Annotated in this window: 12 protein-coding genes; 6 read left to right on the top strand and 6 right to left on the bottom strand. The window is 64.4% G+C overall.

From position 1 onward, the window contains the following. Position 1 precedes the first annotated feature (1 nt). Both K1X11_RS02905 and K1X11_RS02900 read left to right on the top strand, forming a co-directional pair. On the top strand, positions 2-766 hold the full coding sequence (locus K1X11_RS02905) for an RluA family pseudouridine synthase (protein WP_221032454.1): 765 nt from the start codon (positions 2-4) through the stop codon (positions 764-766). 156 nt (positions 767-922) lie between these two features. Then, on the top strand, positions 923-2,446 hold the full coding sequence (locus K1X11_RS02900; RefSeq protein WP_221032453.1) for an agmatine deiminase family protein: 1,524 nt from the start codon (positions 923-925) through the stop codon (positions 2,444-2,446). Between the two features lie 23 nt (positions 2,447-2,469). On the opposite strand, the gene K1X11_RS02895 is transcribed toward K1X11_RS02900, so the two are convergent. After that, positions 2,470-3,906 (bottom strand): nitronate monooxygenase, encoded by a 1,437-nt coding sequence (locus K1X11_RS02895; RefSeq protein WP_221032452.1) that lies wholly within the window; start codon positions 3,904-3,906, stop codon positions 2,470-2,472. A gap of 324 nt (positions 3,907-4,230) precedes the next feature. On the opposite strand from K1X11_RS02895, the gene K1X11_RS02890 reads away from it, so the two are divergent. After that, a complete protein-coding gene (locus tag K1X11_RS02890; RefSeq protein WP_221032451.1) occupies positions 4,231-5,283 on the top strand; it encodes a 3-deoxy-D-arabino-heptulosonate 7-phosphate synthase in 1,053 nt (350 codons plus the stop codon). A gap of 136 nt (positions 5,284-5,419) precedes the next feature. Here the strand turns inward: K1X11_RS02890 and K1X11_RS02885 are convergent, their stop codons facing one another. Next, complete coding sequence (locus tag K1X11_RS02885; protein WP_221032450.1) at positions 5,420-5,995, bottom strand: YdeI/OmpD-associated family protein; 576 nt, start codon at positions 5,993-5,995, stop codon at positions 5,420-5,422. 110 nt (positions 5,996-6,105) lie between these two features. Here K1X11_RS02885 and K1X11_RS02880 point away from each other — a divergent pair, with 110 nt between their 5' ends. Both K1X11_RS02880 and K1X11_RS02875 read left to right on the top strand, forming a co-directional pair. Beyond that, positions 6,106-8,319, top strand: coding sequence for an immunoglobulin domain-containing protein (locus tag K1X11_RS02880; protein ID WP_221032449.1), 2,214 nt, complete (start codon positions 6,106-6,108; stop codon positions 8,317-8,319). Positions 8,320-8,389: 70 nt separating this feature from the next. Continuing rightward, a complete protein-coding gene (locus K1X11_RS02875) occupies positions 8,390-8,881 on the top strand; it encodes a DUF4112 domain-containing protein (protein ID WP_221032448.1) in 492 nt (163 codons plus the stop codon). Between the two features lie 14 nt (positions 8,882-8,895). Here K1X11_RS02875 and K1X11_RS02870 read toward each other — a convergent pair whose 3' ends face one another. Continuing rightward, positions 8,896-10,278: a DUF3482 domain-containing protein gene (locus K1X11_RS02870; RefSeq protein WP_221032447.1), complete on the bottom strand. Its 1,383-nt coding sequence runs from the start codon at positions 10,276-10,278 to the stop codon at positions 8,896-8,898. Next, on the bottom strand, positions 10,275-11,822 hold the full coding sequence (locus K1X11_RS02865; RefSeq protein WP_221032446.1) for a DUF2868 domain-containing protein: 1,548 nt from the start codon (positions 11,820-11,822) through the stop codon (positions 10,275-10,277). Before K1X11_RS02865 ends, K1X11_RS02870 begins: the two co-directional genes overlap by 4 nt. Positions 11,823-11,935: 113 nt before the next feature. On the opposite strand from K1X11_RS02865, the gene K1X11_RS02860 reads away from it, so the two are divergent. Beyond that, positions 11,936-13,366: a nucleoside hydrolase-like domain-containing protein gene (locus tag K1X11_RS02860; protein WP_225919631.1), complete on the top strand. Its 1,431-nt coding sequence runs from the start codon at positions 11,936-11,938 to the stop codon at positions 13,364-13,366. Here K1X11_RS02860 and K1X11_RS02855 read toward each other — a convergent pair. Beyond that, positions 13,332-14,156 (bottom strand): lipase family protein, encoded by an 825-nt coding sequence (locus K1X11_RS02855; RefSeq protein WP_221032445.1) that lies wholly within the window; start codon positions 14,154-14,156, stop codon positions 13,332-13,334. The genes K1X11_RS02860 and K1X11_RS02855 overlap by 35 nt on opposite strands. Before the next feature lie 240 nt (positions 14,157-14,396). Next, positions 14,397-14,777, bottom strand: coding sequence for a hypothetical protein (locus tag K1X11_RS02850; RefSeq protein WP_221032444.1), 381 nt, complete (start codon positions 14,775-14,777; stop codon positions 14,397-14,399). Between the last annotated feature and the right edge of the window lie 22 nt (positions 14,778-14,799).

Genomic DNA, 14,799 nt, shown 5'->3' with positions numbered 1-14,799 from the left:
CATGGGCTCACCGGCGCAGGACTTTGCCGCCACCGCGCCCTTGGGCCGCGACGTGCAGGTGATTCGGGCCGACGCCAGCGGATTGGTCGCACTCGCCAAACCAGCCGGCCTGCTCTCGCACCCCAATCATCGCGGCGAGGAGGATCGTGCGCTCTTACGCGCGCCTTACGCGCTCGACGAAGAGGCCTACACATGGACGACGCCCGACGGCGCGGAGCATCGCGCGTGGTTGCTCAACCGCCTCGATTCGGCGACGTCGGGAATCCTGATGGTCGCGACCGATCCGGAGTTGGCCCGCTACATCCGGGGTCTCTTCAAAACCAAACGTATCCAAAAAGTGTATGCAGCGCTCGTTTTTGGCCGTCCGTTGACGCGCAACGAGACGTGGCGCGACCAACTCGCGGTGCAAAAACAGGGCGGCCAGATCCGCACCGCCAGCCGCGGTAACATCCCCGCCGAATCGCTCATGCGTTGTGTTGAGACGCACACTCGCCAGAGCCCGCCGCTCAGCCTCATTCAGCTCGAGCCCCGCACCGGCCGCAGCCATCAGCTACGGGTGCAATGCGCGAAGCGCCGCCTGCCCATCGTGGGCGACGCCACCTACGGCGATTTTAAGCTCAACCGCGCCTTCGCCAAACAGACCGGCGAGAAGCGCCTGTTCCTGCATTCCTTCCGCACCAGCTTCGACTACGAGTGGCAGGGGAGGCCGGTGAAATTTCAGGCCGAAGCCCCGCTACCCGAGAGTTTTACGAAACCGGCGCGCTGAGTAAAATAGGCACACTATTCGGATCAAAAAGCGTTACGGGCCGTGAACAAAACGCAGGATCCGCTTACCAAGCTGATGGTCGCCCCTTTCGAAAACATGCAGCTTCGCTTTCTCCCGTCGCATCGTCGAGTTCCGCCCCGCTTCCGGCTTCTGCTCATGCTAGTCGCCGCAATGAGTTTCGGCAGCGCCTGGGCGCCAGCCGAAGACTCCGTGGCGTCCACCTCCACCTCGCCGCGCCTGCCCCTGAATAACCGTGACGCCGACGAGCCGGACTTCGGCTTCACCGATCCGGAACCGCTGCAGAGGCTGGCGACAGAATGGGAACCGCATCGCGCTATGGTGGTGGGGCTTTCCTTTTCCGAGTTGTTCGCCGATCAGCGCTACGCTCGGTATCAGATCGAACTGATGGCGGTCGCTCACCACTACGTGGAGATTTACGTGTTCTGCGACGACGACCAGACGCGGGCCTACGCGTATTTTCTATCGATGCTGAACGAGCATCCGGAGGCCGATGCGATCCTCGCCAAGACGCACTTCGTTGATTCGCGCAATGTGATCCGTTGGACGCGAGACTACGGTCCGATCTTCGGACTCAAAGCCGACCAAAAGATGGCGGTGATTGATTTCGTCTACAAACCCGCCACGCGCGAGGAAGACACGCAGACCTCAGTCGCGGCCGAGAACAGCCGGCGCTTTCGCATCAGCGAATCCGACGCGCTGCCCGGCGACGTCGCGGTGTATTTGGAGAATCGCTTCGATACGCCGGTGCAGGTGGTGCGACCGCCGCTCTGGATGGATGGCGGTGACTTTATGCACGATGGCCGGGGTAATGTGTTGGTCTCCGGCAAGACGGTGGTGCGCAACGGCGGCGACAAGGCGGAGCTCGAAAAACTCTTCCAGCACTACTTTGCAGCGAAGCGACTGCACCTGCTGCGCGCGCTCCCGGGATCGACCGTCAACCACCTCGACATGATCATGAAGTTTGTCGACGAGCGCACCATCATCGTGCCGGTCTACCAAGACCCCTCGACACCGCCGCTCAACCGCTACCGCAGCGAACTGGTGCGCAACGTGAAAGCGGTTCTCGCCGAAAACGAAGCTTACGTGCGCAAGCACTTTCCCGACGCTCGGGTCCTGCGCATGCCCATGCCTCCGATCGCGTTCTCCACTCGCCTTGAGATTCTCAACGCTGCCCGTTCGGAGTTCCTCGGCGTCATTGCGGTGGGGCGAGGACTCATCACCCACGCGGAGCTCATGCAGCTCAACGGACCGGCGGTGGCGCAGTTGGAGGAGCGCACCCTGGCCGTCATTCGCGAAGAAATCGGTCAGGCGGACATGAAGACCGAAAGCGGATTCGACGCCGTGATGGCGCGCTACGGGCAACAACCCTTCAGTCGTTACCTCGAAGTGTATTCGGAATCCACCACCGGCTATCGCTCCTACCTGAACAGCTTGTTCCTGCACGCGCCCGATGGTCGCACCGCGTTTGTGGTGCCACGGTTCACCGCCCGGAGTGCCGCGGAGATTCCCCGCATCACCGAATGGGAACAGGAGGTTGAACGCGTTTACCGCGAAGCATGGCCCGACAGCACGGTGCACTGGATCAACTGCGATGCGATGATCCAGGACATGGGCTTCATTCACTGCACCACGCAGACGCTCCCCAACTGGCCGCTGTAGCGGCGGGAAGCGACGCGGCTTGGTCAGGTCAGGGCCGGGGCGTTGCCCAGCAGGACGTTGAGGACGTCGCGCACCGTGAAGGACTCGCGCGAGAGGTCGAAGAAGCGACCGAGCTCACGTAGTTCGTCGCCCGCCGTGAGGATGGGCAACTCAGAGGAACCATCGGGCAAGACCTGTCCCAAACCGACCGTGGCGGCGAGGCCGTTGCACAGGCATTGGCGTCCCGTCGTTTCGGCGATGTCGCCGCCTTTGCGGACGAACGCTTCTGGCGCTTCGGCCGGACAACGATAACCGACCGTGCCGTCCTCGCGTTGGAACAGACTGCGCAGATAACCCAGATCGCAGCGCCGCAGACGACGCGCGTAGGCGGCGGCGTCGGAGAGCGTCTGACTGAGCTGAGCCATCTTAAAGGGGAACCCGGTCGGCGAGGCCAGCGGGTCGGTGCGCACGTGGGCGAGACCGGCGCAAATCCACTCGCGCACGCGCCGCTTCAGTTCCGGCACGATGCCCGACTCATCACATAGCGCAAAGGCCGTGCCGACCTGCACGCCGGCGGCGCCGATCGCGCGCGCCTCGGCCAGCTTACCCGGACGCGAGGCGCCGCCCGCCAACCAAAACGGCAGGCCCAGGCTGCGAATCCGCGGAAAGTCCACGGCATCGCGCGGACCGTAAATGGGCTCGCCACTTTCGCTGAGCGTGTGGCTGGCGCGGGGCGGTGCGTTGTGACCACCGGCGTTGGGTGCTTCGACCACAAAACCGTCCACCACACCGGTCGATTTGCGGGCCAAGGTGAGCGCGAGGGTGGCCGACGAGATGATGGCGAAAAAACGCGGTCGCGGCAGTTTGGGCGCCACGCGCTCCCACAGGGCCTGCGGATCAAAACGCGTGATCACCGGCGGTTGATCGACCGGCCGGTCTTCGACGTGCAGCTTCAGCTCCGCGGCCTCGCCGGCGGCCAGTTGATCGAGTGCGCCCGGAATCTCGCGCGGCACACCGGCGCCCATCAGGACAACGTCCACGCCGGCCAGCATCGCACCGTAAAGCGACGGCAGGGTGGGGAGTTTGATTTTTTCCAGCAGGTTGATGCCGACCTGTCCGCGGTGGCCTTCCTTGGCGAGGAACACTTCGGCGAAATTGGACAATACCGTCAGCCCCTCGAGGCGCGGGTTGCGCTGCACCGACGGCATCGGCACCGGACGAAACGGTTGATCCTTCGGGATGCCGCCCGGGACAAAATAGTCGGCCAGCACCTGCTTCACGATGCCTGGCAGCGGGAAGTGGGCGAAGGCGCGCCGCAGGTGGCCGCCCGGGTCGCCCTGTTGCAGCAGACGCGCTTGGACCACCGCCAGGAGGCTGGCGGAGACCACACCGAGTTGAGCTTCTTGCGAGACGGCCCGGGCCAATCGCCAGTTGGAAACGGCGACACCCATGCCGCCCTGAATGATGGCGGGAGTAGTCATGACGGAATGATCCTGAGGGAGAACGCCTCCACCATGGGCGCCCCCGCCGGGGCAGGGGAAGGCCGCTCCCCACGCACCGGCGGTAAATCACTGCGCAGCAATTGAACTGCGATCTGGTTCCGAGCTCGCGTTTCCGCGGCGTTGACAAGGTCGACCTCCTCGCGCACTCGTCATGCACGATGTCGTTCGCTCGCGCTTTTTTTGCTTATTTTTGGTTTGGCTACCGCCTTGCTGACTAAGCGGCCGCGCGAAGACGTTTTTACCCCAAAACCTCCTCCGTCGTAAGCCGCCCTTGGGCGGCTTTTTTGTTTCCACCTTCCTCCCATGATCCTCCCGAAATCCAACCGCCTCTCCACCGCCCAAGTCGACGAACTCAACGCGATCGTCGGTGAGTTTGGTTGCCGCCTGCAGCCCATCATCGGCGCGGTGCGCACCATCTACGCCATCCTCGGCGATGAGCGTGATGAGCTCATGATCAACCGCATCGAGGGCCTCGACTACGTGGAGCGCGTCGATCGTATTCAGTCACCGTTCAAACTCATGGACCGCCGTTCCGATTTGGCCTCCCACCAGGTAAAGATCGGCGGCGTCACGCTCGGCGAGGAGCTGCTCATGATCGCTGGGCAGTGCACCATCGATCCGAAGAACCCCAACTTCTTCTACGAAACGGCCGAGGCCGTGAAGGAAGCCGGTGCCCAGGTCCTGCGAGGCGGCGTGTGGAAGCCCCGCACCAACCCCTACACCTTCCAGGGCGACACCAAGTCGCTCGACATTCTCATGGAAGCCTCCCGCCGCACCGGCCTGCCGGTGGACGCCGAGGTGATGGACGAAGAGCACCTGCACATGGCCCTCGATGCCGGCGTGCATATGCTGCAAATCGGGGCGCGCAACGCGCTCAATTACTCACTGCTCCGCGCCATTGGCAAAGCCATCGCCGAGCGCGACACCGTGGTATTGCTCAAGCGCAGCATCCACATGGGCCCGATCAACGAATTCATCGCCGCCGCCGAATACATCGTGAGTTTCGGCAATCCCAACGTGTTGCTGTGCCCGCGCGGCACCTCGCCGGGGCTCGATGGTTACCGCAACCATCCGGACGAAAGCATCACGCCGCTGCTCAAGGAAAAGAGCTGGGCACCGGTGGTGGTCGATCCTTCGCACTCCGTCGGTCGCGCGGCCTACGTGCCGTCCTGTGCGCTGGCCGCGGTCGCCTATGGCGCGGATGGCCTGTGCATCGAAGCCCACGCCGAACCGAGCAAAGGCATCGGCGACGATCCGAAGCAGGCGCTCACTCCCGCGGTGCTCAAAACCACCCTCGAGCAGGCCAAACAAATCTGGGCCCTGCGCCGCGGCACGCCAGTCGCCGCGCTGAGCTGAACGGTCGGTGGAGCGGTCGCGCATCACGATCCGTTTGGCGGATCCTGCCGTGCTGTAGCCGGCCTCGGTGAGGCCGGTCCGGGGTCAACGACCCCGGCTACAGTATAGCCTCCGGAGAACGAGACATTGCTCGCCCTCACGGCACCCGTTCGCTGCGGGCAGAATACTCGATCAACTTCGTCAGGCGCCTCGTGCGCGTGGCCTCCTGCTTGGCGCTCTCCACCCAGTGGGTGAGGGTGCGTTGGTAGTAGGGCGCCTGGGCGGTGAAGTAGGCCCACGCCCCTCCATTCGCCTTAAACTCCCGCAGCCGCTCCGGGGCGAAGCTCGCCGGCTGCTCGCGCTCAAATGCATAGATGCCGCAGCGTTTTTCGTCGCGCTTTTCAAACGCCGCACGTCCCGCCGGCTGCATCCGGCCCGCTGCCTCCAACGCCGCCACTTTGGCGATGTTAACCTTGCTCCAAATCGAGCGCGGATTGCGCGGGGTGAAGCGCTGCACGTAGCTGGTCGCATCCCAGCGTTTGCGAATGCCATCGATCCAGCCCCAGCACAGGGCCTCGTCGAGGGCCTCCGCATAGGTGAGCGTCGCCAGTCCGCTGTCCTTGCGGTGAAAACCGAGCCACAACTCCGTTGCCTCGTCGTGATGCTCACGAAACCAACCCTGCAACTCCGCCGGGGTATAGAAATAGCGAGGATTGGCAGGCTCCAGGGGCATGTCCGGCAGCCAAGACCGACGGACAATATTTCTCAAAACGAATATGCTGGCGACCGCTGTTCAGGGGGGCGGATTAAACCTAAGCTCAGCCTCCCGTCCCCAACCCCTGAATGAAACCCCTTCGCTTGCTCCTCCCGCTGGTCGCGGTATGCTCGACGTGTCTCGTCGGCCTGCGCGCCCAGGAAATCACCATCTCCGGCACCCAGTTCCTCGTGGAGGGACGCCCCATTTGGCTCAACGGCATCAACGCCGCCTGGATCGATTGGAACGACTTCGGCGGTGGCCGCTTCCGCGAGTTTCTGACCGTGCCGGGCGACCGCGCCACCCGCGGCTGGGATGAGGAGATCGCCAGCTACGCGGCCGCCGGCATCAATTGCGCCCGTATCTGGATCGACTGCGACGGCACCCATGTCCTGCGCTACGATAGCGCGGGCAACGTGACCGGCACCGTAGACGGGTTTATCGAAGACGTTGGCCGCCTGCTCGACATCGGCCAGCGGCACGGCGTTTACATTATGCCGGTGCTCACGTCCTTCGACCACGCTCGCGAAAAGAACTGGGAAAACACCTGGCAAAACTGGCGCGATCTCTTGGCCAACGACGCCAAGATCGATACCTACATCAACAACGTGGTCATCCCGTTGGTCGAGGCGTATCCAGATCATCCCTACCTCTTCGCTTGGGAGATCTGCAACGAGCCGGAGTGGATGTATACCGGCAGCGCCGAACAACGCGGCACCACGCGTGAGCGGGTGGTGGCCTTTCACGCCCGGGTCGCCGCCGCCATCAACCAGCACACCTCCAAACCGGTCACCACCGGCACGGCCGGCTGGCAGTGGATGAGCGACCTCAACGGCTTCAACGGTCGACTCTACAGCGATGCGTCGCTGCAGGCGGCCTACGATTCTCCGGATGCCCGACTCGATTTTTACCAGGTCCATTACTACGGCTGGATGCAGAGCCAGGGCGCGAGTCCCTTCGACGAAGATCACACGCCAAGCTACTTTCTCGACGCCGAGCTGGATCGCCCGGTCATCATCGGCGAATGCCCGGGGCTGGCCGCGCCCACCGGCGGTGCGCTGTTGAGCGTGACCGATGCCTATCAAGCGGGCTGGGCCAACGGCTACGCCGGCGTCATGGCTTGGTCGTCGAGCGGCCACGACGGCGCCGGCACGCTGCCGGAAATCGCCGTCGCTACCGAACGCATGCGGCGCAAATTCACCGATCTGGTCGCCGTCAACCGGCCGGTCATTTACGGTCAACCCGCTGCCGCCATCGTGGCCCCAGGCAAGACCGTCACCCTCGAAGTCGACGCGCGTGCCGCCACACCTCTAACGTATCAGTGGAGCCATGACGGGGTGGCGATCGACGGGACCACCTCGGCCACGCTCACGTTGAGTGCCGTGACCGCGGCGACCGCCGGCAACTACACCGTCTCCGTCAGCACGGGGAATAGTTTCACCGCCACATCCCAGCCCGCCGAAGTGCGTGTGGTCGCGCCCGAACCGGGCAAACTCAAAAACCTCTCCATCCTCGCACACTCCGGCGCCGGCGCCGACGTATTGACCGCTGGGTTTGTCACCACGGGAGGCAACGCCGCCCAGTTGGTGGTGCGCGGAGTGGCTCAAAAACTGGCCGCCGACTTCAACGTGGGCGGAACAATGACCGATCCTCAGATCGCGCTGGTGGATCCCTCCGCCAACACCCTGGGCGGCAATACCGATTGGGATGCCGCCGACGCCGCTCTGATGGCGGAACTTGGTGCCTTTGGGCTCGATGCCGACAGCGGTGATGCCGTGTTTGCCGGGGCACTGCCGGTGGGCGTTCCGATCTCCGCGCTGGTCACCGGCGAAGACGGTGGCACTGGAATTGTGTTGGTTGAGGTATACGACGCCACAGCTGCAGTCACCGGCAATCGTTTGGTCAATCTGTCGGCTCGCCTCCGGGTGGAGCCGAACCGACCGGCTACTGCCGGTTTTGTGATCGATGGCAATGTGCCGCACCAGGTGCTGATCCGCGGTGCCGGTGACAGCCTGCGCGCGCTCGGTCTCACCACTGCGCTGACCGATCCCAGCATCGTCGTGAACCGCACCGGCGAAAACCCAGCGGAAATCGCGCGCAATCTCGATTGGGGGGACGAAGGCGCACGGGCATCCATGAGCGCGCGCGGGTCGCAGATCGGTGCCTTTCCGTTCAATCAGGGCAGTCTCGACGCCGGCCTCCTGCTCACCCTGCACCCGGGTTCCTATACCGTCACCCTGTCGAGTGCCAACGACGAGGGTGGCATCGCGCTGGTCGAGGTTTACGATTTGGGCGAACCGTAAGGGCAGGGAACCGAAGGCGGGGAATCGCGTCTGTCATGGCGTTGGTCCCGACGCGCCAACGCCTCCCGTCATGCCCAAATCCTCCGCCATCGATCAAGACCCGCGTCTGCGCCGTGTGCGTGGGCTGGCGCGGGTATTGGATAGTTCGATACCGCTGGGCGGCGGCCGCCGGATCGGCTTGGATCCCATCATCGGCCTGCTTCCCGGCGGAGGTGATGCGATCGGCGCGATCTTCTCCTGCTACATTCTCTGGGAAGGCGCACGTCTTGGTGTCCCCGGCCGCAACCTTTGGCGCATGGCCGGAAACATTCTGCTCGAAACGGTGGTGGGCGCGGTGCCCATCGCCGGTGACCTCTTCGATTTCGCGTGGCAGGCCAACGTGCGCAACGTGCGCTTGATCGAGCGAACGCTGCGGTCCGGGGCCGTGCGACCAAGCCGCTCGCGGAAAGCCATCGCCACCGGCGTGCTGGTGGCCGCTATCGCCTTTGTCCTGCTGGTCGCCGCTTTGGCCTGGTGGATCCTCGCGTCGCTGTGGGGCTGGTTGCACGGCTTACTGGGCTAGCCGTCCTCGGGCACCTATCCCGCGGTGCGCGTGAGCGCCGCGATGGCATCCGTCAGATCGACCACCGCCGAAGCCCGTGCGCCGGTGCCGGCTTCGGTTTTACGCAGGCGCTGAAACAACTTCGCCCAGCGCCGGGTGTCGTCGTCGGGGAAGCCCGGCGCCTCGTTTTCGAGGCTCAACTTTCCGCGCTGGGCGTGCGTGCGCGCCGCGACCAAACGATGGTGATGCAGCGCCCTGCTGAGCAGCACGAAGGGAAACTGCACGTTGCGGGTCGGTCCATACACCGCGCGGGTGCCCCCCATGGGTTGATGCAGCACTTTCAGGTCGGCGAGTTTGTCGGACGCAAAATATACGGCCGCGCCGCCCACCGCCGAGCCCACCAGCGCACCGGTGAGAAAAGACGCGCCGAGCAGCGCCACGTCGATCACACCGCCGGCCACCGCGCCGGTCGCGGCTCCTGCCACCACGAGGTCGCGCTTCTCCAAGCCAAAGGCCAGCCAACTTTCCTGCGAGAGCAGGTCGGTTTCGAGCGGCGCCATATCGACTTCCTCGCGGTCCAATTCGTCGAAGTTGTAGAGTGCCTCCACTTCGCGTCGCGCGCGGCGCTCGAGCTGGCGCAGGTGTCGACGGTAGGCCTGTTCCAAGCCCTCCCGGTAAGGGGCGGGATCAGCGTCTTTGGCCAAGGCGCGGGTCTCGCGATGGGTGAGGGCGTCGGCCAGCAGCTCGGCGATCACGCGCGCGGCGTCTTCGGCCTGTTGTTGACGATGGGAACTTAATGCCGCGACGGCCTGATTGATGGCGGGCACCCAGGATTCGCTCATTTGCCCAAACGCTTGGAGCAACTCGACCTGTTGCGCGAACGGCGCCTGGTGCACATCGACCACCCGCACGATGCGGAAGAACTGTTCCAGAGCGCGCCGCCACGGCTCCACAAAGCGCGGTTCGCCGATGGGATTGATCACGGCCAGGCTCGGTTTGCCGGTCCAGCGCAGGATCTCCATCTCCGCCTCGTATTCCGGGCCGTAGGGCGTCGCGCCATCGACGACGTAGATGATGCCCGCGCCGTCGACCACCGGCCGCAGCAGTTCCCATTCGTCGCGGAAGTGAGGGTCGTCGGATTTCTCCCGCACGAAGCGCGCCACGACCGCGGGCCGATCGGCGGCGTGGGTCTCGTGTTCGCGCATCCAAGCCAGTGCGGCGCGGGCCCGTTGGAAGCCGGGTGTATCCACCAAAACATACAGCACCTGATTGGCCACCCGCAGTGGATACTCCCGAGCAAAGGTGGTGGTGCCGGGCTCCGGACCGATACGCACCGAATCATCGCGCGCCAGCGTCGCAGCCAGGCTGGATTTACCCTTGTTGGGGTGACCGACGAGCGCGAAGACGGGCGGTTTCATAGCGTGACCTCCGCGGGCTGGGCGACGACCCGCAGCGCCGGGTCACCTAGGCTGCGTAACTTGCGCGTCCAGAGTTCCAGTTGGGCGTCGGTCGCTCGATTCAACGTATCCAGTCCCTCAAGACCGACCGGCAACACCACGATGGGCGCGAGCGGATGTCGGGCCGCGGTCCGCAGTGCGCGGAGAAAATCCAGACAATCCATCAACGGAGGCTCCCACGCTTTCACCACGATCAACGCGGCATGATCGGGCGAGGAGAGCTGCGGACTGATCTGCGCGATCACCGCATCGTCTTCGGCGGTCGTGGCGCCGCCTCCCGCCGCCTGCTGAGGGGTATTCGGGAAGTGACGGTCAATGACGTCGCCGTCGTTCGGCACTCCGGACCAGTTGATCACGGTCACCAATTGCAGCGCGGATGGCTGCGCGTTGGACGGCGTCGACGATCGTGGCTCTACAGGTGACGGATCCTCCCGTTCCGGACTCTCGGCCTGCGCGCTGAGTTGTTGCCGATGCAGGCGGCGCAGCACCGCGGAAAGCCCGGGGATTTCGACCAAGGCCAGTCGGCGCGCCTGCGCACACTGTCGGCGCGCCAGCGCGAACGTGAGCAAGCGCGGACCCAAGCCGTAGACGGCGATACACATCACCACGAAGGGCCACCAACCACCCAGCCGGGCGGCTTCGGTCGCGGTGAGGGCCTCCGCCGTCACGCGGTAGAAACGAGAATCACGAATCAGCACCTCATCCGGAGCGGCAGCCGGCCACGCCCAACTCCAAGGGGTCGCCAGCACGTCGGTGATTTGATGCACCCGCGTCGCATCCCGCGTGGCTTCGCCCGAAGTCAGGGTGGTGCTCCAGCCAAAGGTGAGGTCGGTGAAGACCACGAGCAGCAGTGTGCAGGTGAGGGCGCTGATCTGAAAACAAACCGCAAGGACCTGCGACCATCGCAACAGCACCCATTTCTGCAGTTGCGCGTAGAGTTGCCGGTGTTGTCGCCAGCGACTGGATACAAGTTGCAATGCGTCGCGCAGGTCTGCTGGAAAGAAGCGCCAGCAGAGCAGGGCGAGCCGCCCCGTGCTCAGTCCGCGACCCAACCCGGCCAGCACGCCCACGCCGGGCACGCGCCGGGCCAGCGAGGCCGGCAGAGCCGCCGCAACAAAGGGTAGCAGGAGGAGACCGGGCAACACCACCAACAGAGCGAGCACCAGCACGGCGTTCACCCGGCCAGTGCCGTCAAAGTAGAAGGCCGAGAAGGCGGCCGAAGCGCCGAAGAAAACGCCGATCGCCGCCAGCACCCCGTCGGTGAGCCGAGTGCCGGTTTCGACCCGCTCTTGCAGCGTTTGCAGCTCCGGCTCCTGCTCCCGCCACGCCTCCAGCCAGGTGAGTGCCGAGGCGGTGCGATTCTCGGTGCCGGTCGGCAGGTGGCGCGCGATCTCCGAGTCGCGTTGCGCGCGCTCGTCCGCCGTCTGGCCCTCATCCCGATCCAAGGCAGCCGCCAACACGACGAGGTCGGCGAGATCGGGATTGGAGCGATGGAAGGACGACATGTGCGACGACTCTCCACACCGAGCGGAGGTCTGGCAACGCAGGGAATGGCTTTCCGGCGAGCGAATCTGTTTCGCATCGGCAGAGCCGCCCGCGTCGATCAAGTTCGGAAGCTATGCGAACATGGATGCGTTGGTGCTGGATCGTCGGACTGGTGGTAAACCTGAGCGCGGCTCCGGCCAAACCGCGGATCTTCGTGCTCACCGACATCGAGAACGAACCCGATGATGCCCAGTCCCTCGTCCGCCTGCTGGTCCACAGCAATCACTACGATATCGAAGGACTCGCCGCGACCACCTCGATTTGGTTGCCGAACCGCACCGCCCCTCATCGCATCGATCAAATCGTGCAAGCTTACGGCCAGGTGCGCGACAACCTCGCGCAACACGAGGAAGGTTTCCCCACCGCGGACTCGCTGCGCGCGGTCATCAGCGCTGGCGTGCCGCGCTGGGGGATGCAGGGCGTGGGACCGGAACAGGACAGCGCGGCCTCCGCGGCGCTCATCGCCGCGATGGAAAAGCCCGACGCCCGACCGCTGTGGATATTGGGCTGGGGCGGCACCAACGTGTTGGCGCAGGCTCTGTGGACGCTGCGCGAAACGGTGTCGGCCGAGGAACTTGCCGCGCTGGTAAGACAGTTACGCGTCTACGCGATTTCGGATCAGGACGACAGCGGCCCGTGGCTGCGCCGGGAGTTCCCGGAGCTGTTCTACATCGTGAGTCCCGGTTTCGAGGAAAACGACGGCGGCGGCTACCACTACGCGACGTGGACCGGTATCTCTGGCGACCGCATGCACGGGCGTTTCGACGGCGCCGATTGGTCGCTGGTGACCAACGAATGGCTCCGCGCCAACGTGCGCGACGGGCACGGTCCGCTGGGCGCCGAGTATCCAGCTTGGGAATACCTCATGGAGGGCGACACGCCGTCCTTCCTTTACCTCTTTCCCAATGGGCTGGGCGAGCCGGAGCACCCGGATTGGGGCAGCTGGGGAGGGCGCTACGAATCCTATCTACCGCGCACCCGACCGTGGTTTCATGCGCCGGAGACGCGCCCGATCTGGACCAACGCGGTGGACGAAGTGACCGGCGTGGATGGTCAGCCTCATTCGCAAATCTACGCCACGATCTGGCGTTGGCGGCAGGCTTACCAAAACGAGTTGGCCGCCCGCATGGACTGGTGTGTGTTGCCGCCGGCCGAAGCGAACCATCCGCCGATCGCACGACTGGCACACCCGCGTGAGCTGCGGGTGCGGGCCGGGAACTCCCTACAATTGGACGCCTCGCCGAGCCGCGATCCGGATGGCGATAACCTGCACTATCGCTGGTTCATCTACCGCGAGGCCGGCGACTATATGGGCTGGCCGGAGCTAGCTGCGGCGGATGAGGCGCAGACAACGCTGACGATTCCGCCCCCCGGTTATCCGCGCACGGAGATTCGGCTGCCGCGCACCGTGCACGTGGTGTTGGAGGTGACTGACGACGGCGAGCCGGCTTTGACCCGTTACCAACGTGTCATCGTGCGGATTGATCCACCGGCGTCAGAGTGAGCGCGACCAAAGCCTCGACGTAGGCCAACGGCGCGTGGTCGGCCAACGCATCGCCCGGCACCCACGACACCGAGCCGGTCTCGGTCGCGTGTCGAAACCAGCGACGGAGGTAATCCCGGTGGCCCTGCAAACTCGCCTTCCATTTCACATCCCAACTCGGGTTGCGATGCAGCGCGCCGGCGGCATCAATGTGATACTCCTCGCCGACATGCTCGTAGGGTGGCGGTAGAGGCAGATGCGGGATCAGGTCGTTGTTGAGCGTGACGCGAAAACACGGTGGCGAGACCTCGCGATCGGCGTCGGTCGTCTCCGCAAAGACCCGCGGCCCGCCAAAGGTGTAAACGACCGCGACGTCGGAGCGACGGAGCCGACCGTAGAGCTGGGCCAGCGCTCCACCGAGACTATGGCCGGTGAGCCAAATGGTTTTGCCCGTATCCGTGGCCAAGGCTGCGTCCAACTCCGGCCGAAGCTGATCCAAAGCCCGCGCAAATCCGCCGTGCACGAGCGATCCGTCTTCAAGGCGAGTGGGTAAAACCTGCAGATCGGTGAGCACGTCGGCCGTGGAGTCGGGTTCGGTGCCGCGAAACACCACCACCTGCTCGGTGGCCGATGTAAACAACCACGCCTGACTGTCGCCACGGTCAAAGAAGTCGGCGTGTTCGTAGCCGGCGCGGGCCGCGGTTTCCCGCACAAAACCCTCGTCAGGCACGTAAACCAGGAGTGCCAGCTGCGCGAACAAAGCCGCGCGGGAGACAGACCACGCGGCCGGGTGCATGGGGCCTGCCGGCATGGTGATTTCGTTTCCCTCCGTGAAATATGCGAAGTCACGATTGGGCTCAAACAGCTCACCGAAGCTGCGGGGAGCCTCCGCCGCTGAGCCCCCCGCAATCACAAGGCACCAAACCGCCAAGACAAGCAGTCGGTGAAGAGCGCGATAGGACATTGCGGAACTGAAGTGCATCAAAACAACACGACCGCCAGGCGCGATGCACTGGCGGTCGGATGAAACAAAGTAGGGTGGGCGAAGCGCTCAGTTTTCCGTCTCGATCCGGGGATCGAAAACGGCCTCCGTGCCGCCGGTTTCCTTCACCGTGATGGTGTATTCGTAGTCATAACCGACGTCGGACTTGATGTTCGCGTCCGTCACGACGAGGACGCCATCGTCGATCGACTTGTTGATAAATTCTTTGGACGCGTCGCCATTGGCAAAGGACACATCGACCAAGGAATAGGGAGAGTCGGCGGCCATGACGAAAGCCAGTTTGATCGGCTCTTGATGCCCCTGGACCGTCAGGGCTTGGTTGGTCGTGTTGACCGAAACCACGGATGGGTCACTGGACGAAAGGGAGCACGTGCATGTCCCCGCCTTAAAACTGACGACGGAGATGGTGAGGGTAGCGGACGAAGGCATGATGATGTATATCTGGGTTCGG

The organism is Actomonas aquatica, from assembly GCF_019679435.2.
GTDB lineage: Bacteria > Verrucomicrobiota > Verrucomicrobiia > Opitutales > Opitutaceae > Actomonas > Actomonas aquatica.
This window is presented reverse-complemented; position numbering and strand designations above follow the sequence as displayed.

What these genes read in the sequence shown, in the direction of transcription:
- K1X11_RS02905 (WP_221032454.1), top strand. Translation starts at nt 2, where the DNA reads ATGGGCTCACCGGCGCAGGACTTTGCCGCCACCGCGCCCTTGGGCCGC.
- K1X11_RS02900 (WP_221032453.1), top strand. Translation starts at nt 923, where the DNA reads ATGCTAGTCGCCGCAATGAGTTTCGGCAGCGCCTGGGCGCCAGCCGAA.
- K1X11_RS02895 (WP_221032452.1), bottom strand. Translation starts at nt 3,906, where the DNA reads ATGACTACTCCCGCCATCATTCAGGGCGGCATGGGTGTCGCCGTTTCC.
- K1X11_RS02890 (WP_221032451.1), top strand. Translation starts at nt 4,231, where the DNA reads ATGATCCTCCCGAAATCCAACCGCCTCTCCACCGCCCAAGTCGACGAA.
- K1X11_RS02885 (WP_221032450.1), bottom strand. Translation starts at nt 5,995, where the DNA reads ATGCCCCTGGAGCCTGCCAATCCTCGCTATTTCTATACCCCGGCGGAG.
- K1X11_RS02880 (WP_221032449.1), top strand. Translation starts at nt 6,106, where the DNA reads ATGAAACCCCTTCGCTTGCTCCTCCCGCTGGTCGCGGTATGCTCGACG.
- K1X11_RS02875 (WP_221032448.1), top strand. Translation starts at nt 8,390, where the DNA reads ATGCCCAAATCCTCCGCCATCGATCAAGACCCGCGTCTGCGCCGTGTG.
- K1X11_RS02870 (WP_221032447.1), bottom strand. Translation starts at nt 10,278, where the DNA reads ATGAAACCGCCCGTCTTCGCGCTCGTCGGTCACCCCAACAAGGGTAAA.
- K1X11_RS02865 (WP_221032446.1), bottom strand. Translation starts at nt 11,822, where the DNA reads ATGTCGTCCTTCCATCGCTCCAATCCCGATCTCGCCGACCTCGTCGTG.
- K1X11_RS02860 (WP_225919631.1), top strand. Translation starts at nt 11,936, where the DNA reads ATGCGAACATGGATGCGTTGGTGCTGGATCGTCGGACTGGTGGTAAAC.
- K1X11_RS02855 (WP_221032445.1), bottom strand. Translation starts at nt 14,156, where the DNA reads ATGCCGGCAGGCCCCATGCACCCGGCCGCGTGGTCTGTCTCCCGCGCG.
- K1X11_RS02850 (WP_221032444.1), bottom strand. Translation starts at nt 14,777, where the DNA reads ATGCCTTCGTCCGCTACCCTCACCATCTCCGTCGTCAGTTTTAAGGCG.